Source organism: Tenacibaculum sp. Ill, from assembly GCF_051938915.1.
GTDB lineage: Bacteria > Bacteroidota > Bacteroidia > Flavobacteriales > Flavobacteriaceae > Polaribacter > Polaribacter larymnensis.
Genome location: NZ_JBPSCW010000002.1, coordinates 2,691,208 through 2,714,277, shown reverse-complemented (window position 1 = coordinate 2,714,277; position 23,070 = coordinate 2,691,208). Strand labels below are relative to the sequence as shown.

Here is a 23,070-nt window from a genome sequence, read left to right as displayed (position 1 = left end):
CAATTTTATAAACTATCAAAATCACTTAAACTCTGTTCTATGGTATTGGCTCCTTTTTGTAAAATTTGAATATAACTAGAAACATTTTCCATTTTAAATCTACTTGAAGGTCCAGAGGCACTAATACCTGCAATTACTTTTCCTTTATTGTTGTAGATAGGAATGGCAATACATACCAAGCCTAGTTCTGATTCTTCTATGTCTAATGCAAATTTTTGTTGTTGAATTAGTAGTAATTCTTCTCTAAATTTTGAAGTAGAGATAATGGTGTTTTTGGTAAAAGATTTTAGTGTAACCGAATCTAGAAAGTCTTCTTGTGTTTCTGGTGAAGCAAAAGCCAGAAGTAATTTTCCAATAGCACTTCCATTAATAGGAGCGTAAGAACCTATTGAGGTACTTATTTTGAGTCCTTGTAAACTGTCCGCTTTATTGATATGAAAAACTTGCTGCTCTTTTAAAATACCTAATAAAACAGTTTCTTGAATTTCTAAGGCAACCTTTTGTATTGGTGTATTGGTTAAATTTCTAAGTGATTTGTATATAGAAACACGATTCCCTAATTCAAATAGCTTACTACCCAATTGATATTTTTCGTTGTCGTTTTGCTGTACAGCGTTTAGTGAAACTAAAGTGCTTAGTAATCGGTATACAGTGCTTTTGTTATAGCCAGTTTTAGCGGCTAACTCTCTAACACCCCATTCTTTTTTGTCATCGGTAAAAGCATCCAAAACAGAAAAAGCTTTGATGATGGATTGATTTAAATTTTTAGAATCAGTATTCATTCTTTGAAAAATATTTTGACTAATATAATAAAAATGTGTAGATTTATAAAACACCGTTTTATTATGTGAAACGCTTTTGGTTTTATTTTGAGATTAAAATAAAGTATCTTTAGTGTTTTTAAAATGGTTTTTAGAAATATAAATAAGTATGTATAAACCAACACTTGATTACGCACAGCAGTTAGATAAAGAAGATAAATTAGCTCATTTAAGAGCACAATTTCATATTCCAAAAGACAAAGAAGGAAATGACTGGTTGTATTTTACAGGAAACTCTCTAGGATTACAGCCTAAACAAACGCAGCAATACATTCAACAAGAATTAGACGATTGGGCAAAATATGGGGTAGAAGGGCATTTTGAAGCTAGAAATCCATGGATGCCATATCACGAATTTTTAACAAATTCGATGGCAAAAATTGTAGGAGCAAAACCACTAGAAGTTGTGGTGATGAATACCCTAACAACCAATTTGCATTTGTTAATGGTGTCGTTTTATCAACCAACTAAAACAAAATATAAAATTGTTATAGAAAGTGATGCTTTTCCTTCGGATAGATATGCAGTACAATCGCAGTTAAAATTCCACGGATCTGATGCTGAAGATGGATTAATAGAATGGAAGCCTCGTGAAGGAGAAGAGTTATTACGTATTGAGGATTTAGAAAAAATAGTTGACGAACAAGGAGATGAAATCGCTTTGTTATTAATTGGAGGTGTAAATTATTACACAGGTCAATATTTAGATATCAAGCGTATTGCTGAAATAGGACATGCTAAGAATTGTATAGTAGGTATCGATTTAGCACATGGTGCTGGAAATATATCTCCAGAATTACACGAAAGTGGAGTGGATTTCGCTGCTTGGTGTACTTATAAATATTTGAATTCAGGTCCTGGAAGTTTAGCAGGGTTGTTTGTACATGAAAAACATGCGCACAACAAAGATTTACCACGTTTTGCAGGATGGTGGAATCACAACAAAGAAACTCGTTTTAATATGCGTCAACCATTTGATGTAATGCCAGGAGCAGAAGGGTGGCAGTTGTCTAATCCACCAATTTTATCCATGGCAGCAATTAGAGCTTCGTTAGACATGTTTGAAGAAGTAGGAATGGAAGCGCTTAGAGCCAAATCGGAAAAACTAACCGGTTATTTCGAGTATTTAATCAATCAAATTGATACGGCCAGCATTAAAATTATCACGCCTTCAAATCCAAAAGAAAGAGGCTGTCAATTATCTATTCAAGTAAAGAATGCTGATAAAAGTTTACACAAAAAACTAACCGAGAATAATATTATTACAGATTGGAGAGAACCGGATGTAATTCGTTGTGCACCGGTGCCTATGTATAACAGTTTTGAAGATGTATATAGAATGGTAGAAACTTTAAAAACCTTATTGTAAATGAAGAATCTGCTTATAGTTTTTTTAGTACTACTTAGCTTTAATAGTGTTGCACAAAATAAGTATCAAAAAGATTTTGATTATTTATGGGATATGTTTGATAGTTACTATGCTTACTTTGATCAAAAACAAACAAATTGGGCTGAGGTAAAAGAGATTTATCAAAAAGAAGTAGAAAAAATTTCGGATGATTCACAGTTTATAAGACTTGTAGAAAACATAACATATGAACTATATGATCCTCATACAGGCATCAATCGAAATTTAAAATCATCTTTTAGGTTGATACCTACATCTACTGATGCTTGGATAAAAATAAAAGATGGTAAATATTATATAGTAGATATCAGACCAGGTTTTGAAATTGAAGAAACAGGATTAAAAGTTGGTGCTGAACTACTTCGTATTAATAATCATAAAATTGAAGATTTAGTAGAGAAAGTACTGCCAAAATCTTTTAAAAATCCAAAGGATGATGTAAAAGAATTTTTTGCAAACCTATGGTTTGCAGGAAAGCATAATGAAGAGAGAGTGATTCTGGTACTTGAAAATGGAGAAAAAAAGGAGTATAGCCTTAATAAACCTACTGCTTCAGAAAAGGGAGTAGGAATTTTAAGTTCAAAAATTATAGAAGGAAATATTGGTTATATTAAGCTTAATAATTCTTTAGGAAATAATGATGTAATTAAAGCTTTTCCAAAAAAAGTAGATGAGTTTAAAGATACAAAAGCAATTATTGTTGATTTAAGAAGTACGCCAAGTGGAGGTAATACAGAGGTAGCTAAAAGTATTATGGGAAAGTTTATCACCAAAACAATTCCATACCAAATGCATGAAAGAGTTGGTTTAGAAAGAGAGTTTGGGATAAAAAGAAGCTGGATAGAATTGTTAACTCCTTTAGAAAATCCATATGAAAAACCAGTTTTTGTGTTAGTAGGAAGATGGACAGGAAGCGTAGGTGAAGCGATTGCTCAAGGTTTTGATAACATAAAGTCAGCAAAAGTAGTAGGAACAGAGATGGCAAAATTATTAGGAGCTATTCAATGTGAAACATTACCTAATACCAAGATCAATTTATGTTTTTCTGTAGAAAAACTGTATCATGTAAACGGTGCACCAAGAGAACAATTTATTCCTGAAATTCACACTAAAACAAGTGAAGAAACATATAAAAAAGCGATTCAAATAATAAATGAGTAAAAAAGACAACATAGTAATTATAGGTGCTGGTTTATGCGGAAGTTTATTGGCACTTCGTTTAGCACAAAGAGGATATAAAGTAGCAATGTATGAAAGTCGTCCAGATTTACGAGTTACTGATATTTCAGCAGGACGTTCCATCAACTTAGCATTATCTGATCGCGGTTTTAAAGCCTTGCGTTTATGTGGTGTGGAAGAAAAAGCACGTGAAATTTGTATTCCAATGTATGGGCGCTTAATGCACGATAGAGAAGGAAATACCTTTGCCTCTAATTATTCCGGTAGAGAAGGAGAGTATATTAACTCTATTTCAAGAGGTGATTTAAACGGAATTTTACTAACGGAAGCAGAGAAGCACGAAAATGTAAATATTTATTTTAATACAGAGTGTACCTCGGTATATATTGAAAATACTGTAGCACATTTTAAAGATTACAATACTAAAGAAGAGTTTTCAGTAGATGGTGATGTAATTTTTGGAACGGACGGAGCAGGATCAGCATTGAGAAAAAGCTACTATTTAGAAAGAAAATTCTTGTTTAGCTATTCACAAAACTTCCTTACGCACGGATATAAAGAATTAGAAATTCCTGCTGATAAATTAGGTAATCATCAAATAAGTAAAGATCATTTGCATATTTGGCCTCGTGGAGAGTATATGTTAATTGCTTTACCTAACTTGGATGGAAGTTTTACCGTAACCTTGTTTTTAAGTTATGATGAAGGAGAATACAATTTCAATAACTTAACTACTGAAGAAAAAATAACCGAGTTCTTTGAAAAAGAATTTTCAGATGCGTTGGCATTAATACCGAGTATTAAAGACGAGTTTTTAAACAATCCAACAGGAGCTTTGGGAACGGTAAAATGTTCACCATGGCATTATCAAAATAAAACCTTGTTAATGGGAGATGCAGCTCATGCGATTGTTCCGTTTTATGGACAAGGAATGAATGCTTCTTTTGAAGATGTAACTGTATTTGATACAATTTTAGATGCGCACGAAGGAGATTGGGAAGCTACTTTTAAAGCCTATGAAAAAGCACGTAAAGAAGATACCGATGCTATTGCCGATTTGGCGATTGATAACTTTTACGAAATGCGCGATCATGTAGCGAATCCTTTATTTAAGCAAAAGAGAAAGTTGGAGATGGATTTAGAAAAAACATTCCCAACCGAATATTTTTCAAAATACTCTATGGTAACTTTTAATGAAGAGATACCGTATGCAGAAGCAATGAAAAAAGGACGCGCTCAAGACAAAGCTTTGTTAAATATGGTAGCACATCATGATTTGGATGCAATTAGCGATTTAAATGAGGTATTAAAAAAGGTGCAAGAAGAAACCAACGAAATTTTAGAAGAAGATAAAATCGCAGGGTTTAGGTAGGTTATTCTAATTCTCTTTTTAATTTAAAGAATTCTTGTTCTAAAAAAGAGAGTTTGTTTTCGATGGAGGTATTAAAATCAGGAACTCTGTTAAAAAAAACGTATTGTATTTTCCATAACTCTTTAATGTCTTCAATAGAAAATGTTTTATCAGGGATGTTTTTATGATTTGCACGGAGTATTACAGAATCGTCATTGACGTATAGTCTACGTAAAATCAATTCATTTTTGACAAGAGTAAGGGTAAGTGCTCCGTTTTTTAAGTTCTTTATATTGTTGTTTGGTGTAAGTTCACCTATTACTATGTCATTAGGGTACAGTCCATTGTCATGATTAGCCATTTCTAAATTTGAAATAGTGTAAGCTCTAAGTTTTTTTTGAGAGCTAATTGGGAGTTGGATTATAGGTAAATCATTAATAAAAGAAGTATTGTTATGGTGTTCTAGGTATTGTGTGATTGCTTTTTCGGTAATACAAGGGATTTTGGAGGTAGTTTCTTTAGGTAGTTTTTCAGTTTCTAGAGTTAGACTCTCTTTAAATTGAAGTAAATTATTAACAGTAAGCTCAGAAGTTAGTAAGTTGTCTATAGGTATGCTAAAATAATTAGCAATCTTTATGATAGTGTCAATTTTAGGTTCGCTTCTACCTTCTTCATAGGCGCCTAGTGTAGCTCTTTTGAGGTTGAAGAGTTCAGCAAAAGCTTGTTGGCTTAGGCGTTTAACGCTTCTGATTTTTCTTATGTTTTTACCAAAGAATGACATATTTTGCTAATTTTATTTGCTAAATAATTTTATTTTCGTATATTTGAGCAAACAATATTAGCTAATTATTTTTGTTTTTGCTAATTTTTTTAGTTTAAAAATTAGTAGAGAGTGTTTAAAATTAAAAATTTATGTTACTAATAATATTATACTGAGTGTCTTTGGTTTTAGAAACTTTTTGTAATATTATCGCTTAAAAAGAATGCTATACAAACTAATCAAACTACTTAAGAATGAATGTACATTTTAGTAAAGTAAAAGGATTTTTACTGGAGTTAAATTTCAATATTGTAAAAGAAAATCAAGAGGAAGGTATTTTTGTTGTCGAAAAAGAAAACGAAGGGATTAAAAACTTAATTATAGGTGTTGCAAATCCAATAATCATTTTTGAGCAATATATTTTTAAAATTAAACAGCCAAATCAAGAGGTTTTTAAGAGTCTGTTGCAGAAGAATAGAGATATTATTCATGGTGCTTTTGTCTTGGATGAAAGTGGGGAGCGTGTTATTTTTAGAGATACACTTCAGTTGGAAAACTTAGATGCTAACGAGTTTGAAGCTAGCTTAAACTCACTTAGCTTACTATTGAGTGAATACTCAGATCACATTATTAATTTTTCAAAATATTAAAAAAAAATAGATATGAATTTTTTTAAAAGACTTTTTAAAATAGGGCAATCAGAAGCAAATTCTGCGATAGATAAAATGGAAGATCCTATTAAAATGACAGAGCAGGGGATTAGAGATTTAAAATTAAATCTTGAAAAAAGTTTAGAATCGCTTGCACAAGTAAAAGCATTAGCTATTAGAGCTAAAAACGATAGAGAAGAATTAACTTTCAAAAGTCAAGATTATGAGCAAAAAGCAATATTAATTTTGAAGAAAGTACAAAATGGTGATATAGAGGCATCAGAAGCAGATCGTTTAGCAAAAGAGGCTTTGATGAAGAAAGAAGAAACAAACCATAAAATATCAATGGTAAAAAAAGAAGAAACTCAATTCAGCGATTCTGTAAGTAAATTAGAACTTAATATTCAGGAAATTAAACAGAATATTAGTAAATGGGAAAATGAGCTGAAAACATTAAAAGCTAGAGTTAAAGTTTCTAAAGCTACAAAGAACTTGAATAAACAAATGGCTGATATTGACAGTGCGAGTACTGTTTCTATGTTAGAACGTATGAAAGAAAAAGTACAACAAGAAGAGGCTCTGGCTGAAGCTTATGGAGAAATAGCGAAATCTTCTAAATCAATAGATCAAGAGTTGTCTGAGGCAGCTGATGTTACTGAAACTACAGCAGAGGAAAGCTTGTTAAAATTGAAAGAAAAGTTAGGGTTAAACGATAAAGACGCATAGAATTGAACACTTTTACCGATATTATATTTTCATCAGTAAATTTACCGCTAACAATATTAGTAATTATACTATTACTATATTGGATAGTAACCATGATTTCTGGAATAGATTTCGATTTAGATGTAGACGTAGATATTGATGCAGATTTCGATATAGACACAGATTCAGGTATTGAAGGAGGAAATGCAGATTTTCATGATGTTTCAAATGCAGAAGTAAATAAAGAAGATGTATTAGGGAAGAAAAGAAAACCACTAAAATGGTGGCAAATATTTCTTATTTATTTCAATTTTGTTGGTTTGCCTTTTATGTTCACATTTACTTGTTGGATTTTTATTTGGTGGATTTGTACAGCATTTTCTACAGTTTTAACGGGTAGTATAAATAATAGCTTTGGATTTGTGCTAATGTTAATAGGTTTTTTACCGTCACTATTCATTAATAAAATATTCACAACACCTTTTAAAAGTTTTTTTAAGAACTTAAATCAGCATGGAGACTTGCCGATAGAAATAGTAGGTAGAGTAGGTGTTTCTTTATCTAATATCAAAGAAAAAAAATTAGGTTCAGCTGAAGTAAAAGCTGAAGGGACTCATTTATCGATAAATATTAAATCGTTAGATGGAAGTCCAATACAATATAGAGAGCAAATCTTGATTATAAAACAGAGTCAAGATAAGTCTTTTTATTACGCACAATCATATATTAATTAAAAACAAAAATTTTTTAAAAAAAGAACTATGACAAACAGTTTATTACAGGTTATTGGAGTAGGAGTAGGCTTAATTCTATTCCTTATTATTCTATACTTTGCTATAATAGCAATGTTCTACAAAAAGGTACCACAAGGAGAAGCTTTAATACGTACAGGTTTTGGAGGAACCAAAGTGGCTACAGATAAAGGAATGTATGTTATACCTGTGTTTCACAGGGTAGAAATTATGGATATATCTGTGAAGAAAATCCAAATAGAACGTTTAGGTAATGATGGATTGCTTTGTAAGGATAATATGCGAGCAGATATTAAAGTAGCCTTCTTTGTAAGGGTTAATAATGAGGTAGAATTCATCAAGAAAGTAGCACAAACTATAGGTTGCGATAGAGCATCAGATATTTCAACACTAGAAGATTTATTTGAAGCAAAATTTTCTGAAGCATTAAAAACTGTAGGTAAGAAGTTTGAGTTTACTGAGTTATATGAGGCTCGAAGAGAGTTTAGAGATGAAATTGTAGATATAATTGGAACAGATTTAAATGGATACACACTTGAAGATTGTGCAATTGATTATTTGGAACAAACATCTGTATCTTATTTAAAAGCAGATAATATTTTAGATGCTGAAGGGATTAAGAAAATTACTGAATTAACAGCTGCGCAGAATATCAAAGCAAACTTGATTAAAAGAGACGAAGAGAAAACTATTCGAAAGCAAGATGTAGAAGCACGTGAAGCTATTTTAGAATTAGATAAACAATTAGCAGAAAAGGAAGAACAACAGAAACGTGAAATAGCAAATGTTAAAGCTAGAGAAGAAGCAGAAATCTTAAAAGTTAATCAAGAAGAGCTATTAAAATCAGAATCTGCAAGAATAGCAACAGAGGAAAAAGTACAAGTTGCTGAAGAAAATAAACAACGACAAGTTATTGTAGCAGCTAAGAATAAATTACGTACAGATGTAGTTGAAACTGAAAGAGTAGAGAAAGACAGAATGTTAGAGGCTACTGAGCGTGAAAGAATAGTTACATTAGCTCAAATAGAAAAAGAAAAAGTAGTTGAAGTAGAAAAGAAAAACATACAAGATGTTATTCGTGATCGTGTTACTTTAGAAAAAGGAGTTGTTGAAGAGCAAGAGAATATGAAAGATATTCAGGCATTTAAAACTGCAGAAAGAGAGAAACAAGTTACAATTACATTAGCAGAAGCAAAAGCTCAAGAAGATTTAATCAAAACAATTAAAGAGGCAGAGGCACAAAAAGAAGCAGCAAAACAAAAAGCTGAAGAAATTAATATTGAAGCACAAGCGCATAAAGAAGCTAGTGAAAAAGAAGCAGATGCACGTAAGACATTAGCAGATGCAAAAGCAAAAGAAGAAGCTACTTTAGGAATGTCAGAAGCACAAGTAATGCATGCTAAAGCTGATGCTAGTGAACGATATGGTACTATGGAGGCTCTTATTATAGAGAAGAAAGCAAAAGCAGAGGCTGTTGGAGTTGAAGCAAAAGCAGAAGCGTTGAGGAAAGAAGGAATGGCAGAAGCCGAAGTTATAAGAGAAAAAGCCTTAGCAGATGCGGCTGGAATTGAAGAGAAAGCAGCAGCAATGAAAAAGTTAGATGGAGTAGGTAAAGAGCATGAAGAATTTAAACTACGCTTAGAAAAAGACTTAAAAGTAGACTTAGCACACATCAACATACAAAAAGATATTGCAGATGCTCAAGCAGATGTAATTGGACAAGCATTAAAATCTGCTAAGATTGATATAGTTGGTGGAGAAACTATGTTCTTTGAGCAAATAATGGGACAAATAACTAAGGCTAAAGGACTAGATAAGATGATTGAAAATAGTAGTAATTTACAAGAGGTAAAGGATGCTATATTAAGTAGTGATGATGTAAAAGGGAACTTAATGGAGCGTGTAAGAGATTTTGCTGTAAAATATGGAATTTCTTCTGATGATATTAAAAACTTAACAATAGCTAACTTATTAATGACTCTAAAAGACAGAGCAACATCTGATGATGATCAAACGCTTTTAGGAAACCTTTTTAGTTTAGCAAAAGGATTAGATATTTCTAACAAGAAAATGGGTTAAAAACACTTTTCCGAGCATTGATTATTCAATGCTCGGAACATGTTTAAGTGTTATAATATTAATTTTAACTCGTAATTTTGTATGGATAATCAACAACTTGATGGCGGAACTTATGAAATTATTCAGAGTCGTCTTCAAAAACAAAAAAAAGAGCTATTAAACAGGTTACAAAGATTAAACGAAGCTAGAAAAAATGTATTTGGTACTGTTGAAACAAAGCTCATAGCAAACGATAGAATCAATACAGAAAATAACTGTATTGCAAGAGATATTGTTTCTTTAGGAAATACTTCAATCTTTGGATATAATGTTCATTTTGGATTAAGAACATCCATTAAATTATCAGATGTTTTTAGTGCATATGAGTTTAAGGAAAATCGTTTTCAACCTAAATCGCTAGACTTTCTTCATAACGAAACTTTTATAAGTGACTTTACGAACTTATATAAATATTATCGAAATACCATTTTTGCAAAATTTGCAATTATCGACAATTACCTTCATATGGTTTTTCAGTTAAGTGAAAATAAAACTGATATAAAAACTTTTAAATGGTTAATAAAAGAAAATGAGTTAGTTTATGTTGATAATAGAAGCGAACACGAGTACAGGTTTCCTAAACAACACGAATTCAACTGGCAAGAAGTAACAAGAGATATGCACCGTTATGGAACATATTCTCACATATCTATTCTAGATAAGGTTTTTGTTGAAACCATTGGAGGAGATCTTACTATAAAAATAGAAGATAACACCGATGAAGGAAAAGGAATTTTAGAAGAGCCTGTTGAACATGTTGACCAAACATTAGATGACGGTCAATTTCGTTATGCTGATTTAGGTAATCTTATTCTTCTTGAAATAAAACCATTTCAAGAAAAAGCACGTTACTTTATTTATAATCACAAACTACAAGAAGTTCAAAAAGTTAATAGTATTAAAGATTGTGCGGTATTATTACCAGATGATCAAGGACTTATTTTTCCTGACGGATATTATTTGCAAACAGGTCAGTATAAACTTTTTGAAAATAACACTAAAGATGTAAAGTTTCAAGAGAAAATAGTTTCTCCTAACGGAGAAGACTTTTTGTATGTGTTTTATGCAACCATAAGAGGGCTTTATATATTAATGTCTTACAATATTATTGAACAAGAGGTCAAAACGCCCATCGTTTGTAATGGTTTTACGATTTTAGAGGATGGAGAGTTGTGTTACTTCAAAACCGAAAATGAACAAACAAAACACCATGTTGTTCAAATTTGGCAAACCCCTTACGTAAAAACAGATACGATTCCTTCTTTACATGAAGACACGTTGTTGTATAAGATAGGGAACAAGGATATTGTAAAAGCAATGGCAGAATGCCATGAACTGATAACACTTTTAAACAAAGAAGATAGTTATGCTGGCTTATACAATGATATTGCTAAGAAGTCGAATGATATTAATAGCAGTTATTACTGGATTAATGACTCTGAAACAGAGCAATTAAGTATACCTGTAGCAGAAATAAACGATGCTGCAAATGCTGCAATTGAAGAATTTGAGAAAGTAACTCAGCTAAAACAACAAGCAGTAAAAGAAGGTAAAATAATTCAAGAAAAATCAGATGAACTTTTAAGTAAAATCAAAAGTACATCTTTTAAATCTATAGAAGATTTTGTTGAATTGTTGAACCAACTAAGAGTATTAAGAGGACAAGTTATTAGTTTAAAAGATGTTCGTTACATAGCAATTGATGTATTAGAAAAAATTGAAAACTCTATAGAAGAACAGAGTACTATTATATCAAAAAGATGTGTAGAGTTTTTATTAAATGATCAAGCTTTAAAACCATACCATAACCGTGTTCAAGAGAAACAAGAACAATTAACATCTATAAAAAAAGTAGTAGATGCAAAAAAGCTCGAAAATGAAGTAGATCAAATAACAACAGATTTAGAGCTCTTAATTGAAATAGTAACAAATTTAGAGATTGAAGATACCTCACAATCAACTAAAATTATTGATAGCATATCTTTAATTTTTGCAACACTAAATCAATTAAAATCAGGGATTAAAAATACGATTAAATCTCTAGGTAATAAAGAAGCCAAAGCTGATTTTGCAGCTCAGTTAAAACTCATTGATCAAAGTATTATAAATTACATTGATATGGCTAATACGCCGGAAAAATGTGATGAGTTTCTAACAAAGGTTGCAATTCAATTAGAAGAAATAGAAGGGAAATTTGCCGATTTTGAAGAGTTTATTTCTCTGATTATTGAAAAGAGAGAAGAAGTTAATAATGCTTTTGATACTCGAAAAAATGCGATACTTGAAAAAAGAAACAAAAGAATAGAAGCCCTAAATGCTGCTTCTGAAAGGATTTTAAAAAGTATCGCAAAAAAGGCTCAAAGTTTTCCATCAATAGAGGATATCAATGGGTATTTTGCTGCTGACTTGATGATTAACAAATTAAGAGATATTGTTGGTCAATTAAAAGAATTAGAGTCAGTAGGTAAAGCAGAAGCTATTGAAACGCAACTTAAGGTAGCTAAGGAAGACGCGTTAAGAAAACTAAAAGACAAACAAGAATTATATGAAGATGGAGAAAATATAATTCGCTTAGGAAAACATAAATTTGGAGTTAATAAACAGCTATTAGACTTATCAATAGTTTATAAAGAAGAGACGTTATACTATCACTTAACCGGAACAAATTTTTATCAAGAGGTTAGGGATAAAACCATATTGGAATCTGAGAAATATTGGAATCAAGAATTAATTTCTGAAAATAATTTAGTTTATAGATCTTCTTATTTAGCGTATAAACTGTTTACTTCTTATGCTACTGAAGAGTTACTAAAACATAATGAACAAGATTTATTGCATTTAGTTCAAAAAGAAAGTAGCGGTTTATTTGTAGAAGGGTATGTAAAAGGAGTGCACGATGTTGATGCATGTAAAATATTATATACGCTTACTCATAAACATCACGAATTAGGGTTGTTAAGGTATCAATCAAATATAAGGGCGTTTGCTCAGTATTTTTGGAATTCATTAATTAAAGAAAGTCAAGATTATTATAATTTTTCCATCAAGGCTTCAGGAGAAGTTTTAAGATATTTTCCTAAAAGTAAAGAATACGATTTTTTAATAGAGAAGTTACAAGAAGAAATAATTACTTTTTCAGAAGAAACTTTATTGTTTTCTAAAGAATTAGGAAAAATAATAGCTAGTTATTTATTTAATCAATTAAAGAGTACTAATTCATTTGTAGTTAGCGCTATTGCATTGGGAATAAAAGAAGATTTTATAAAATACTTAACAAAGCAAGATGCATTACATGTATTTAAAAGTAACCTAGAAAAGACTACGAATTATAAAGCAAAAATTCAGTTGACTAAACAATGGGTAAGCTCATTTATAGCATCCATTGAAGGAAATGAAAATTACACAAATGAAGTAATTTCTTTATTATTATTTCATCATGAACCTAATGCTACTTTGCATATAAACCCTGAAGAAACAATTAAAGAGTTAAAAGGAGAGCATAATACTATTATTGAAGGGAACTTTGAATTTAACTATCATGAATTTATTGAGAAATTAGAGTTTTTTTCAAAAGAAGATGTTCCCAACTTTTTAGCATATAAAGAGGCTAAACACCTGTTAGTTGAAGATTTAAAAGAGACATTGAAGTTAAATGAGTTTAAGCCTAGAGTATTATCTTCATTTGTTAGGAATAAATTAATAGATGAGGTTTATTTTCCCCTAATAGGAGATAATTTATCGAAGCAATTAGGAACAGTAGGAAATAATAAACGTACAGATAGAATGGGGATGTTACTTTTAATATCGCCACCAGGTTACGGAAAAACTACTTTGATGGAGTATCTAGCCAATAGGTTGGGATTAATCTTTATGAAAATTAATGGTCCAGCAATAGGTCATGAGGTAACATCTGTAGATCCAGAAGCAGCTACAAATTCAGCGTCTAGGGAAGAACTCAAAAAATTAAATTTAGCATTTGAAATGGGGGATAATGTAATGTTGTATTTAGACGATATTCAACATTGTAATCCTGAGTTTTTACAGAAGTTTATTTCTCTTTCGGATGGAACAAGAAAAATAGAGGGAGTATATAATGGAAAGCCCAAAACGTATGATTTAAGAGGGAAAAAGTTTTGTGTAATTATGGCAGGAAATCCCTACACCGAAAGCGGAGATAAGTTTCAAATACCTGATATGTTAGCAAACAGAGCAGATATCTATAATTTGGGAGATATTATAGGAGATACAGACCATTTATTTAAGCTTAGTTTAATAGAAAATTCATTAACATCAAATCCTATATTACATCAATTAAGTAGTAAGTATTTTGAAGATGTTTATGCGTTAATAGATAGAGTTGAAAATAATACTCAAGAAGGAGAGTTAAAAGGAAATCATACTAAACAAGAAATACAAGATTATATTTCGGTATTACAAAAAGTAATAACTATAAGGAATACCATCTTAAAAGTAAATAAAGCATATATTGAGTCGGCTGCAAAGGAAGATGAATATAGAACAGAACCCTCTTTTAAGTTACAAGGTTCATATCGTGATATGAATAAGCTAGTAGCTAAAGTAGTACCAATAATGAATGATAATGAGTTAAAAAGATTGGTATTGTCTCATTATGAAAGTGAGTCTCAAACATTAACTTCTTCTGCAGAGGCAAATTTATTGAAATATAAAGAATTGATAGGAGATATATCAGAGAATGAAGCAAATAGATGGAACGATATAAAAGAAATATTTATTAAGAATAATAAGCTTAAAGGTTTTGGAGGTAAAAATGAAATGGCTCAGATATTAAACCAAATGATGTCTTTTTCAGATAATTTAGAAGGAATTAAAGAAGTTTTAAGAAAAGGGTTAGAAGACTAAAACAGGTTAAAAATGAACACAATTATTATTTTATTGAGAGGAATTAATGTTTCAGGAAAAAATAAAATTCCAATGAAAGAATTAAGAACTCTATTACAAGAACTAGGGTATAATGATGTAAAAACTTATATTCAAAGTGGAAATATTGTGTTAAAAACAAATGAAGGATTAAAAGAGGTAGAAAAGAATATTCATATAAAAATTAAAGAAAAATATGGTTACGATGTTCTTGTACTAGCAAAAGAAGTAAAAGAAATTGAAGAAATTCTAAAAAAGAACCCTTACAGTAATTTAGCAGAAAAACAAATATATTTTACCTTCTTATTCAATGAAACTAAAATAAATGAGATAGAAGTAGATGCGAAAGAAGATGAATACACAATCTTAAAAGATGTGGTTTATGTGAATGCAGCCGGAGGATACGGAAAAACAAAATTGACGAACAATTTTTTTGAAAGAAAGTTAAAAGTTTCGGCAACTACTCGTAACTTTAAAACCACAAATCATTTAGTAGAACTAGCTAAATCATAAAAAACGCTTTAGATCAAAGGGAGAAATCTTACGTTAAATGCGTTTGGAAGCAAAAAAGATAAAACATGGACAGTAAAGTAATCAAAGGAAAAGCAATACCAAGAGGGAAGTTTCCACATGTAAAACAAGTAGGAGATTTTATTTATGTATCGGGAACTAGCTCAAGAAGACCTGATAATTCTTTTGAAGGTGTTGAGGTAGATGAATTTGGAACCACCAACTTAGATATTAAGAAACAAACCCGAGCGGTAATTGAAAATATCCGTGATATTTTAAACGAAGTAGGAGCAGACTTATCTGATATTGTAGATGTAACTTCATTCTTGGTAAACATGAATGATTTTGGAGGGTATAATAAAGTATATGCTGAATACTTTGACTATAACGGACCAACCAGAACTACCGTAGCAGTACATCAATTACCACATCCTCATTTATTGATTGAGATTAAAGTGGTAGCGTACAAGAAAAAATGAAAAGAAAAACAAATTAAATATTAAAAACAAAGAAATTAAAATGAAAAACAAATTAATCAACGTATTCGCTTTCGCAATTGCTTTTTTATTTATAGTATCATGCAGTAGTAATGAAGAAGATGTTTCAAATCAAATAAATAAGTCAGAATATTCATGGTATTTTTCAGGTAAGTTAAATGGAGAATCATTTATTTATGGTCAAAAAATAGATGAATCAACGGTAACTTATGAAATTGGTACAACAAACACACAACCTTCAACATGTGTATATTCATCTGATAATGGTTTTTCATATAATTCTGGTATTTATCCTAGCTTTGATGATACACTTCCAACAATGGATATAGAGTTTAATAGAATGCATATTTGTTCTGATGGAGAACAAAGCGATTTATTCAATAGTTTATTTGACGAAAAAAGTTATGATTTTGCTATAAATGATAATGATATAGATATGAATGCAGGAAAGGTTGGACTTTATTATTATTCAAGTGCAAATTCTACTTATGGTTATACAACTTACAATGGAGACCAAGTAGGGAGTTCTTTTAAAATCACTAGTAGTACTCAATATGATAGTTATTCATTGGGAAGATTGTTAGAAGGAGAATTCAATGCTATCTTTTACAATGAAAATGATTTATCTGATAAAGTCGAAATTACTGAAGGGCACTTTAAAATTATTGTGACTCCTTAAAGTTGATTTTTTATAATATTATAGGTTATTAAAATAAAAGAGTCTTGATTCTTTAATCTGTGAATGAAATGAATATTAAAAACTACATAAACGGAGAACTGATAGCGCCAGTAGAAAATAATTATATAGATAATTACAATCCGTCTATTGGAGAAGTGTATGGACAAATTCCAAATTCTACTAAAGAAGATGTAGCATTAGCGTATAAAGCAGCGAAGGCAGCATTTCCAGCTTGGTCGAATACTACGTTAAATCAACGTAGAGACATTCTTTCCAGAATAGCACAGTTAATTCAGCAAAGATTGCCTGAATTGGCAGAAGCTGAGGCAAAGGATAATGGAAAGCCATTGAGTTTGGCTACTGCGATAGATATTCCAAGAGCATCGTCAAATTTTCAATACTTTGCAGATGCAATTACACAGTTTTCCTCAGAAGCTCACGAGAGTGTTGGTTTAGGAGCAATGAACTTTACTCTGCGTCAACCTATTGGTGTAGTAGCGTGTATTTCTCCATGGAATTTACCATTGTATTTGTTTACCTGGAAAATAGCTCCAGCAATAGCAGCAGGGAACTGTGTGGTAGCAAAACCTAGTGAAGTAACCCCAATGACAGCGTATTTATTAGGAGAAATTTGTAATGAAGCAGGTTTGCCTAAAGGTGTATTGAATATTGTTCACGGATTAGGAACTACTACAGGTCAAGCGATTATTGAGCACCCAGATATCAAAGCAATATCATTTACAGGAGGAACGGCTACAGGAGCACACATTGCACGTACAGCTGCACCGATGTTTAAGAAACTATCGTTGGAGTTAGGAGGTAAAAATCCGAACATCATTTTCGCTGATTGTGATTATGAAAAAATGCTAGAAACTACGGTGCGTTCATCGTTTGCGAATCAAGGTCAGATTTGTTTATGCGGAAGTAGAGTTCTTGTTGAGGAAAGTATTTATGAGCAATTCAAAAAAGACTTTGTTCAAAAAGTATCACAGCTAAAAATAGGAAACCCTTTTGATGCAGATACCAACATAGGGGCTTTAGTATCAAAACCACATTTAGAAAAGGTAAAATCATATATAGATATTGCAGAGGAAGAAGGAGGTAAAATACTTTATGGAGGAAATAAGGTAAATGTAGAAGGTAGTGAGAATGGATACTATTTAGAGCCTACTGTTATAGAGGTTTCTAGTAACCAATGTAGATTAAATCAAGAAGAGATTTTTGGACCCGTAGTTACTATCATGTCTTTTAAAACAGAAGATGAGGCGTTGCAATTAGCTAATGATGTGGTGTATGGATTGTCATCAACATTATGGACCAATAATTTAACAAGAACTATGCGAATATCTAAAGAGTTGCATACAGGAATTGTTTGGGTAAATACATGGTTATTACGTGATTTAAGAACTCCTTTTGGAGGGCAAAAAGCAAGTGGAGTAGGACGAGAAGGAGGTTTTGAAGCGTTACGTTTTTTTACAGAACCAAAGAATGTATGTATAAAATATGAATAAGGAAATAAAGGAAAAAATAATTGCTGTTTGTGAAGAGAAGATTGCTAAGAAAGGAGAGAACGTAGGGCTTTCGTTTTATGCATTTTTTAAGAATAAAAATGATAACCCGAAAGTACTGATGGAAGTGGCAACTTGGTGGATTCAAACACATCAGTTAGACCATTTTGAGAAAGCAATTAAGATTAAACAAATGATTCAGAATAACGAATAAGATGAATTTAGAGATACAACATAAAAATGCCTTGGTATGTGGTAGTACACAAGGAATAGGAAAAGCAGCAGCAATACAATTAGCTCAAGAAGGCGTAAATGTAACTTTAGTAGCTCGTAGCGAAGATAAATTAAAAGCTGTGTTGGCAGAACTACCAAACAATAATCAAAATCACGGGTATTTGGTAGCAGATTTCACCAATCCAACAGATTTAAAAGAGAAGTTAGAAGCAACGAATTTACAGTTTCATATTTTAGTGAATAACACAGGAGGCCCGGCAGGAGGTCCTGTATTCAATGCAAAATTAGAAGAGTTTGAAAGAGCTTTTACGATGCATTTAAAATGTAATCATGTGTTGGTACAAGCGGTAGTGCCGTTTATGAAAGAACAAAGTTATGGTAGAATTGTCAATGTAATTTCTACTTCAGTAAAACAACCATTAGATGGATTAGGAGTTTCAAATACCATTCGTGGGGCAGTGGCAAACTGGAGTAAAACATTGGCGAATGAGTTAGGTCAATTTGGAATTACAGTGAATAATGTATTACCAGGAGCTACAGCTACAGAACGTTTGACAGAAATTATCAATAACAAAGCTGCTAAAACAGGTAAGTCGATAGATGAAGTTGCAGAAATGATGAAAAATGCTTCGCCAGCAAAACGTTTTGCTAAACCTGAAGAGGTAGCCAATGCTATTGTGTTTTTAGCAAGCGAAAGAGCAAGTTTTATCAACGGAATTAATGTTCCTGTTGATGGAGGTAGAACAAAATCATTATAAAAGAATCAAGAATAAAGACTTTTAGAAACAAGACTATTTAAGTATCTTTAAAACAATCTTAATTATTGTGTGTAAAAGTCTAAAAATCTAAATAAAATGAGCAAGTTAGTACAGCCTTTAAATTTCAAAAAGTGGATTGATGAAAACCGTCATTTACTAAAACCACCAGTAGGAAATAAACAAGTATGGGATAACGGAGAGTATATCGTAATGGTTGTTGGAGGTCCTAACAATCGTAAAGATTATCATTACAATGAAACACCAGAGTTTTTCTATCAGTTAGAAGGAGATATGGTGCTAAAAATTATTGATGATAAAGGTGAAATGATTGATGTTGAAATTAACGAAGGCGATATTTATTTATTACCAGGAAAAGTACCACACTCGCCACAACGTAAAGCAAATACGGTAGGTTTGGTTATTGAATATCCACGTGATGAAGGTATGATGGATGCTTTAGAGTGGTATTGCGAAAACTGTGGACATCAATTATATCGAGAAGAATTTGCTTTAGATAATATTGAGACAGATATGCCAATAATTTTCGATAAGTATTATTCTGATAAAGAAAAATGTACCTGTGATAAATGTGGTACTGTGATGGAAGCACCAAACAAAGCATAAATTTTGCAATAGAAACCAAAATGAAAAAACGCAAATTAAGAATAAACGGACATTCGCATTTATTGCCTTATCCAGAACAAATTCCGCAGTTTATGAAAGACAAAGGAATTTTTTGGGTAGATAAGGATAGGAAATTCATGTTACAAAAAGATTGGAGTCGACCAGTAACGGATTCTAGTTTCTTTTTAGATGAAAAACTAGCATGGATGGAGCATTTTAAAATTGACCATGCGGTTGTTTTAAATCTATCTCAATTATATGGAAATGGTTTACGCTTGGAAGAAATGAAACAAGCTTTACGTTTTCAAAACGATTTTAATGCACGTGTGCAGCATGAAAATCCGTCGAAATTTACAACAGGCTTTGTAGTACATCCTGGGTTTGTACGTGGTGCTTTATGGGAAATAGAACGTTGTGTTGAGGTATTAGGAATGCGCTTGCTATGTTTGCCTACACATTACATGGATACCATTGGTACTTGGCGTTGTATTTTTGATGAAGAGAACGAACCTATTTTTGAATTAGCTGATAAATACAATTTAGCGGTTGAAATTCATCCGTATGATGGAGAAAAATTCATCAAACTACAAAATACAAGTTGGCGTTTTCACTTAATTTGGATGTTGGCGCAATGTGCAGATGCCTATCACTTTTTAACGTTAAACGGATATTACGAGAAATATCCTAATATGCGTGTGTGTTTTGCTCACGGAGGTCAATTAGCTCAAATGAATTTAGGGCGTCGTATACAAGGATTTGACGGAAGACCTGATTTATTTGAAGGAAAACAACATCCTCGTAAAGCTGTGGGGCATAAAAATATATTCTTTGATACATTGGTTCATGATACTGGTTCGTTAGATTTATTGATTAAAAATCAAGGAGCAAAGCAAGTATTAATAGGGTTGGATGATCCGTATCCATTGGGTGAAATGGAGAGTGAAATTCAATCATCATATCCGGGAAAAATTTTAGATTTAGCTATTGATAGAAATATTATTAACGAGCAAGAAAAAGATGAAATGTGGGAAGATAATGTATTACAATGGTTGTTTGGAGATGATAAAAAAGCAAAAAAGGATTTAGTTTCTAAAATCTTACAATAAATGGCTGAAGTAACACAGTTTCATAACTTACTACATACGTGTATTTCATTTATCGGAGCTGTGTTATTACTAGCAATTTACTATAATATAAGAAAGCGATTTAAAGAAGTTCTAGAAGAAGGTAATTCAATAAAAAGAGTTGATAAAGGTTTGTTATATTTCAGCTTTGGAATGCTAGTTTGGGTAACTTCAGGTATTTGGGCACTACTAGCGAATTATTTCACTTTTGAGAAAACAACAACTCATCAAGTAGGGGTGAATATTCTATCAACTGTAAATAACTTATTCTGGTTGATGGCATTGTATTATGTACACGATGCTCCTAAGTTTATTTACAGAAATGAAAAGAATGTAAAAATTATAGCACTAATAATTGTTGTTGTAGCTTCTATAACGTTATTATTCTCTTCTTTATTTGGAAATGAATTTTATTATGGAGTAAAAATAGCGGCACTTCCAGATGTTTTACTAACGACTTTTTTGTGTTTTTTAATGGGAGTTTCTTTTTATAGAACTTTCATGTATAGGGATTTAAAGTTGGTCGCTTTTATATCGGTTATAGCAATTGTATTGTTATTTATTTCTCAGTTATCTGATGTTTTAATTGGCTTTGATAATGAGTTTACAAACCAATTAATTAGGGTTATAGCCAAAACATCATTAGTATCAGTGTTTTTGGTATTAGCGACAAGTTGGGTAATACAACTAGCGCATACACCAAAGCCTAATGAAATGAAAATTCAGTTTTTAGATTGGTCGCTGATAAAATTAACCATTCCATCTAAAGGAATTGTAAATGCTAAAATAGATTTTGGATCTAAAACAACACAATACAAGAACCTGTTAACATTTGCTTTCAGGAGAAAATATTTAGAAGCAGACAAACAAGCAATTATAGTAAATTCAGGAGGTGACATTAAAAGTCAAACATACGTTACTAGAATTATAGATAATATAAATTCAATTTTGAACCTTGAAGAAGAAAAATTAGAGCGCAAAGATTTAATCACATTTATAGGTGAGAGTAAGTATCGTTTGCGAATCCTTCCTGAGCATATAGTTATTGATGAAGCTTTGTTAGAGGAATATAAACAACAATTATAAGCTATTTAATTTACCTAATAGCTTTATAAGTTTTCCTTTGGTTTTAGCAAACTCGTATTGATTTTTAATTTCTTTCAATTTACTTTCAATTAATTTCACTTCTCTGTAATTAATTAAGAAAATAGAACTTTCTCCCAAAGAAAACTTACGCTCTTCACTTTTTACAATTGTATTGTAGTCGCTTACAAGGTTTTTTAAAATATTATTTTGTTTTTTATATGATGTAATTTCTTGTTCGGTAGCAGTTATTTTATTTTGTAATGAGACTTTGGTTGATGCAATCTCAAAGTCGATATCTTGTAACTTTAATTTAGCAAGTTTTAAATCTCCTCTAGATTTACGTAAGAATAAAGGGATGCTAACTTGAAGAGAATTTTTATAATTCGCAGTACTAAAAGCATCAAAATTGTTCACTTTTGAAGCAAGCAAATTATATTGAAAATCTACCTTAGGTAATAAATTATTTACTTTCAGTTGTTTGTTTATTTCTAGGTTTCTTTTCTTTAACTCCAGTAACTTTAATTTAGGGTGATTTTCAAATTCATTGTCAAATAAAGTAGTTATAGAGGTATTTAAAATAGTATCAATGTTAGAAAAAGTAGTAATATCTGGAACTATTTCTTCTTTTAACTCCATAGGAATATTGTTTCCTATCCATAAGTAATTAGAGAGCTCTAGCTTAGATTTAATGTATTTAATATTCGCTTTTTCTAGGTCTAACTTTCTGTTTTTTAAATTGATATTAGCCTCTAAAGTATCTATAGCTGGTTTATCACCAGCTTTGAAGCTTTTCTTTACGTTTTTTAATCTAATATCTGCGTTAGCGTAATAGTCTCTGTATACATTATAACTCTGATAATACTGCAACCAGTTTAAGTATGTGTTAATAGCTTCAAATAAAATATCATTAATCAATAGCTGTTGTTCTAATTCACCTTGTTGATTATAGAGTTTAGCTTGTTTTAAAGTAGCCATCCTTTTGTTAATAAATAAGTTTTTAGCTAAAGAAACAGATATTCCAACGTTATACAAACCATTTTCAGGAGTGTTATGTTCCGGGTTTAAATACTGGCCAGAATTATTTTCATAACTACCTTTTAACTCTATTCCATACCAAGTTGGAATTTTAAAGGTTGAATTTAATTTTTTGTAATAATCCTTGCCTTTAAACTCTTTTCTGTCGTAGTCTACTTCTATTTTAGGATCAAAAGTACCTCTAGCTTTTAATAATTTAGCCTCATTGGTACTTGTAATAAGTTCAGCTTGTTTTATAACAGGATGATATTTTTTTACATAACCTAAATATTCCTCTAAACTAAGTTGAGTACTTAAATTATTTTGTGCTGTAGCTATAAAGCTTAGTAACAAAAAAAGGATAGTTAACCTTTTCATCTATTTGTCTTTTTA

General features: G+C 31.2%; 20 protein-coding genes. 17 read left to right on the top strand and 3 right to left on the bottom strand.

Annotation, left to right across the window (positions count from 1 at the left end; genetic code table 11):
* Positions 1-5 precede the first annotated feature (5 nt).
* A complete protein-coding gene (locus tag ACTPNM_RS12790; protein ID WP_440122189.1) occupies positions 6-782 on the bottom strand; it encodes an IclR family transcriptional regulator in 777 nt (258 codons plus the stop codon).
* A 148-nt stretch (positions 783-930) separates the two neighbouring features.
* Here ACTPNM_RS12790 and kynU point away from each other — a divergent pair, with 148 nt between their 5' ends.
* Genes kynU through ACTPNM_RS12775 form a run of 3 tightly spaced genes read left to right on the top strand, consistent with a single transcriptional unit; the run spans position 931 to position 4,780 of the window.
* Complete coding sequence (gene kynU, locus ACTPNM_RS12785) at positions 931-2,190, top strand: kynureninase (protein WP_440122188.1); 1,260 nt, start codon at positions 931-933, stop codon at positions 2,188-2,190.
* The gene (locus ACTPNM_RS12780; RefSeq protein ID WP_440122186.1) at positions 2,191-3,390 is read left to right on the top strand and encodes a S41 family peptidase; all 1,200 of its coding nucleotides are present in this window, start codon (positions 2,191-2,193) and stop codon (positions 3,388-3,390) included.
* Positions 3,383-4,780, top strand: a complete 1,398-nt coding sequence (locus ACTPNM_RS12775) for an FAD-dependent monooxygenase (protein ID WP_440122185.1) — start codon at positions 3,383-3,385, stop codon at positions 4,778-4,780. The genes ACTPNM_RS12780 and ACTPNM_RS12775 overlap by 8 nt, the downstream gene beginning before the upstream one ends.
* Before the next feature lies 1 nt (position 4,781).
* Here ACTPNM_RS12775 and ACTPNM_RS12770 read toward each other — a convergent pair whose 3' ends face one another.
* Positions 4,782-5,540, bottom strand: a complete 759-nt coding sequence (locus ACTPNM_RS12770; RefSeq protein WP_440122184.1) for a helix-turn-helix domain-containing protein — start codon at positions 5,538-5,540, stop codon at positions 4,782-4,784.
* A gap of 233 nt (positions 5,541-5,773) precedes the next feature.
* On the opposite strand from ACTPNM_RS12770, the gene ACTPNM_RS12765 reads away from it, so the two are divergent.
* The 14 genes from ACTPNM_RS12765 (at position 5,774) to ACTPNM_RS12700 (ending at position 21,663) form a co-directional block, all read left to right on the top strand.
* Complete coding sequence (locus ACTPNM_RS12765; protein ID WP_440122183.1) at positions 5,774-6,169, top strand: molecular chaperone Tir; 396 nt, start codon at positions 5,774-5,776, stop codon at positions 6,167-6,169.
* Between the two features lie 12 nt (positions 6,170-6,181).
* Positions 6,182-6,895, top strand: a complete 714-nt coding sequence (locus ACTPNM_RS12760) for a PspA/IM30 family protein (RefSeq protein WP_440122182.1) — start codon at positions 6,182-6,184, stop codon at positions 6,893-6,895.
* Positions 6,896-6,897: 2 nt separating this feature from the next.
* Complete coding sequence (locus ACTPNM_RS12755) at positions 6,898-7,608, top strand: hypothetical protein (RefSeq protein ID WP_440122181.1); 711 nt, start codon at positions 6,898-6,900, stop codon at positions 7,606-7,608.
* A gap of 27 nt (positions 7,609-7,635) precedes the next feature.
* Complete coding sequence (locus tag ACTPNM_RS12750) at positions 7,636-9,705, top strand: flotillin family protein (protein WP_440122180.1); 2,070 nt, start codon at positions 7,636-7,638, stop codon at positions 9,703-9,705.
* 81 nt (positions 9,706-9,786) lie between these two features.
* Positions 9,787-14,625, top strand: a complete 4,839-nt coding sequence (locus ACTPNM_RS12745) for a DNA repair ATPase (RefSeq protein ID WP_440122179.1) — start codon at positions 9,787-9,789, stop codon at positions 14,623-14,625.
* A 12-nt stretch (positions 14,626-14,637) separates the two neighbouring features.
* The gene (locus ACTPNM_RS12740) at positions 14,638-15,156 is read left to right on the top strand and encodes a DUF1697 domain-containing protein (protein WP_440122178.1); all 519 of its coding nucleotides are present in this window, start codon (positions 14,638-14,640) and stop codon (positions 15,154-15,156) included.
* A 65-nt stretch (positions 15,157-15,221) separates the two neighbouring features.
* Positions 15,222-15,632 carry a RidA family protein gene (locus ACTPNM_RS12735; RefSeq protein ID WP_440122177.1) on the top strand — a complete coding sequence of 137 codons (411 nt, stop codon included), beginning with the start codon at positions 15,222-15,224 and terminating at the stop codon, positions 15,630-15,632.
* Positions 15,633-15,672: 40 nt separating this feature from the next.
* Entirely contained in the window at positions 15,673-16,329 is a 657-nt protein-coding gene (locus tag ACTPNM_RS12730) for a hypothetical protein (RefSeq protein ID WP_440122176.1), read from the top strand.
* 68 nt (positions 16,330-16,397) lie between these two features.
* The gene (locus ACTPNM_RS12725; protein ID WP_440122174.1) at positions 16,398-17,840 is read left to right on the top strand and encodes an aldehyde dehydrogenase; all 1,443 of its coding nucleotides are present in this window, start codon (positions 16,398-16,400) and stop codon (positions 17,838-17,840) included.
* Positions 17,833-18,051 carry a DUF6500 family protein gene (locus tag ACTPNM_RS12720; protein WP_028893065.1) on the top strand — a complete coding sequence of 73 codons (219 nt, stop codon included), beginning with the start codon at positions 17,833-17,835 and terminating at the stop codon, positions 18,049-18,051. Before ACTPNM_RS12725 ends, ACTPNM_RS12720 begins: the two co-directional genes overlap by 8 nt.
* Before the next feature lies 1 nt (position 18,052).
* On the top strand, positions 18,053-18,829 hold the full coding sequence (locus tag ACTPNM_RS12715) for an SDR family oxidoreductase (RefSeq protein ID WP_440122173.1): 777 nt from the start codon (positions 18,053-18,055) through the stop codon (positions 18,827-18,829).
* A gap of 96 nt (positions 18,830-18,925) precedes the next feature.
* Entirely contained in the window at positions 18,926-19,453 is a 528-nt protein-coding gene (locus tag ACTPNM_RS12710; protein WP_047789336.1) for a 3-hydroxyanthranilate 3,4-dioxygenase, read from the top strand.
* 20 nt (positions 19,454-19,473) lie between these two features.
* Positions 19,474-20,559, top strand: coding sequence for an amidohydrolase family protein (locus tag ACTPNM_RS12705; protein ID WP_274640547.1), 1,086 nt, complete (start codon positions 19,474-19,476; stop codon positions 20,557-20,559).
* Entirely contained in the window at positions 20,560-21,663 is a 1,104-nt protein-coding gene (locus tag ACTPNM_RS12700; RefSeq protein WP_440122172.1) for a hypothetical protein, read from the top strand. It abuts the gene before it with no gap.
* On the opposite strand, the gene ACTPNM_RS12695 is transcribed toward ACTPNM_RS12700, so the two are convergent.
* The gene (locus tag ACTPNM_RS12695) at positions 21,658-23,055 is read right to left on the bottom strand and encodes a TolC family protein (protein WP_440122170.1); all 1,398 of its coding nucleotides are present in this window, start codon (positions 23,053-23,055) and stop codon (positions 21,658-21,660) included. The genes ACTPNM_RS12700 and ACTPNM_RS12695 overlap by 6 nt on opposite strands.
* Positions 23,056-23,070: the final 15 nt, after the last annotated feature.

What these genes read in the sequence shown, in the direction of transcription:
- kynU (WP_440122188.1), top strand. Translation starts at nt 931, where the DNA reads ATGTATAAACCAACACTTGATTACGCACAGCAGTTAGATAAAGAAGAT.
- ACTPNM_RS12700 (WP_440122172.1), top strand. Translation starts at nt 20,560, where the DNA reads ATGGCTGAAGTAACACAGTTTCATAACTTACTACATACGTGTATTTCA.
- ACTPNM_RS12750 (WP_440122180.1), top strand. Translation starts at nt 7,636, where the DNA reads ATGACAAACAGTTTATTACAGGTTATTGGAGTAGGAGTAGGCTTAATT.
- ACTPNM_RS12770 (WP_440122184.1), bottom strand. Translation starts at nt 5,540, where the DNA reads ATGTCATTCTTTGGTAAAAACATAAGAAAAATCAGAAGCGTTAAACGC.
- ACTPNM_RS12720 (WP_028893065.1), top strand. Translation starts at nt 17,833, where the DNA reads ATGAATAAGGAAATAAAGGAAAAAATAATTGCTGTTTGTGAAGAGAAG.
- ACTPNM_RS12725 (WP_440122174.1), top strand. Translation starts at nt 16,398, where the DNA reads ATGAATATTAAAAACTACATAAACGGAGAACTGATAGCGCCAGTAGAA.
- ACTPNM_RS12710 (WP_047789336.1), top strand. Translation starts at nt 18,926, where the DNA reads ATGAGCAAGTTAGTACAGCCTTTAAATTTCAAAAAGTGGATTGATGAA.
- ACTPNM_RS12790 (WP_440122189.1), bottom strand. Translation starts at nt 782, where the DNA reads ATGAATACTGATTCTAAAAATTTAAATCAATCCATCATCAAAGCTTTT.
- ACTPNM_RS12735 (WP_440122177.1), top strand. Translation starts at nt 15,222, where the DNA reads ATGGACAGTAAAGTAATCAAAGGAAAAGCAATACCAAGAGGGAAGTTT.
- ACTPNM_RS12695 (WP_440122170.1), bottom strand. Translation starts at nt 23,055, where the DNA reads ATGAAAAGGTTAACTATCCTTTTTTTGTTACTAAGCTTTATAGCTACA.
- ACTPNM_RS12775 (WP_440122185.1), top strand. Translation starts at nt 3,383, where the DNA reads ATGAGTAAAAAAGACAACATAGTAATTATAGGTGCTGGTTTATGCGGA.
- ACTPNM_RS12740 (WP_440122178.1), top strand. Translation starts at nt 14,638, where the DNA reads ATGAACACAATTATTATTTTATTGAGAGGAATTAATGTTTCAGGAAAA.
- ACTPNM_RS12730 (WP_440122176.1), top strand. Translation starts at nt 15,673, where the DNA reads ATGAAAAACAAATTAATCAACGTATTCGCTTTCGCAATTGCTTTTTTA.
- ACTPNM_RS12760 (WP_440122182.1), top strand. Translation starts at nt 6,182, where the DNA reads ATGAATTTTTTTAAAAGACTTTTTAAAATAGGGCAATCAGAAGCAAAT.
- ACTPNM_RS12745 (WP_440122179.1), top strand. Translation starts at nt 9,787, where the DNA reads ATGGATAATCAACAACTTGATGGCGGAACTTATGAAATTATTCAGAGT.
- ACTPNM_RS12705 (WP_274640547.1), top strand. Translation starts at nt 19,474, where the DNA reads ATGAAAAAACGCAAATTAAGAATAAACGGACATTCGCATTTATTGCCT.
- ACTPNM_RS12780 (WP_440122186.1), top strand. Translation starts at nt 2,191, where the DNA reads ATGAAGAATCTGCTTATAGTTTTTTTAGTACTACTTAGCTTTAATAGT.
- ACTPNM_RS12765 (WP_440122183.1), top strand. Translation starts at nt 5,774, where the DNA reads ATGAATGTACATTTTAGTAAAGTAAAAGGATTTTTACTGGAGTTAAAT.
- ACTPNM_RS12715 (WP_440122173.1), top strand. Translation starts at nt 18,053, where the DNA reads ATGAATTTAGAGATACAACATAAAAATGCCTTGGTATGTGGTAGTACA.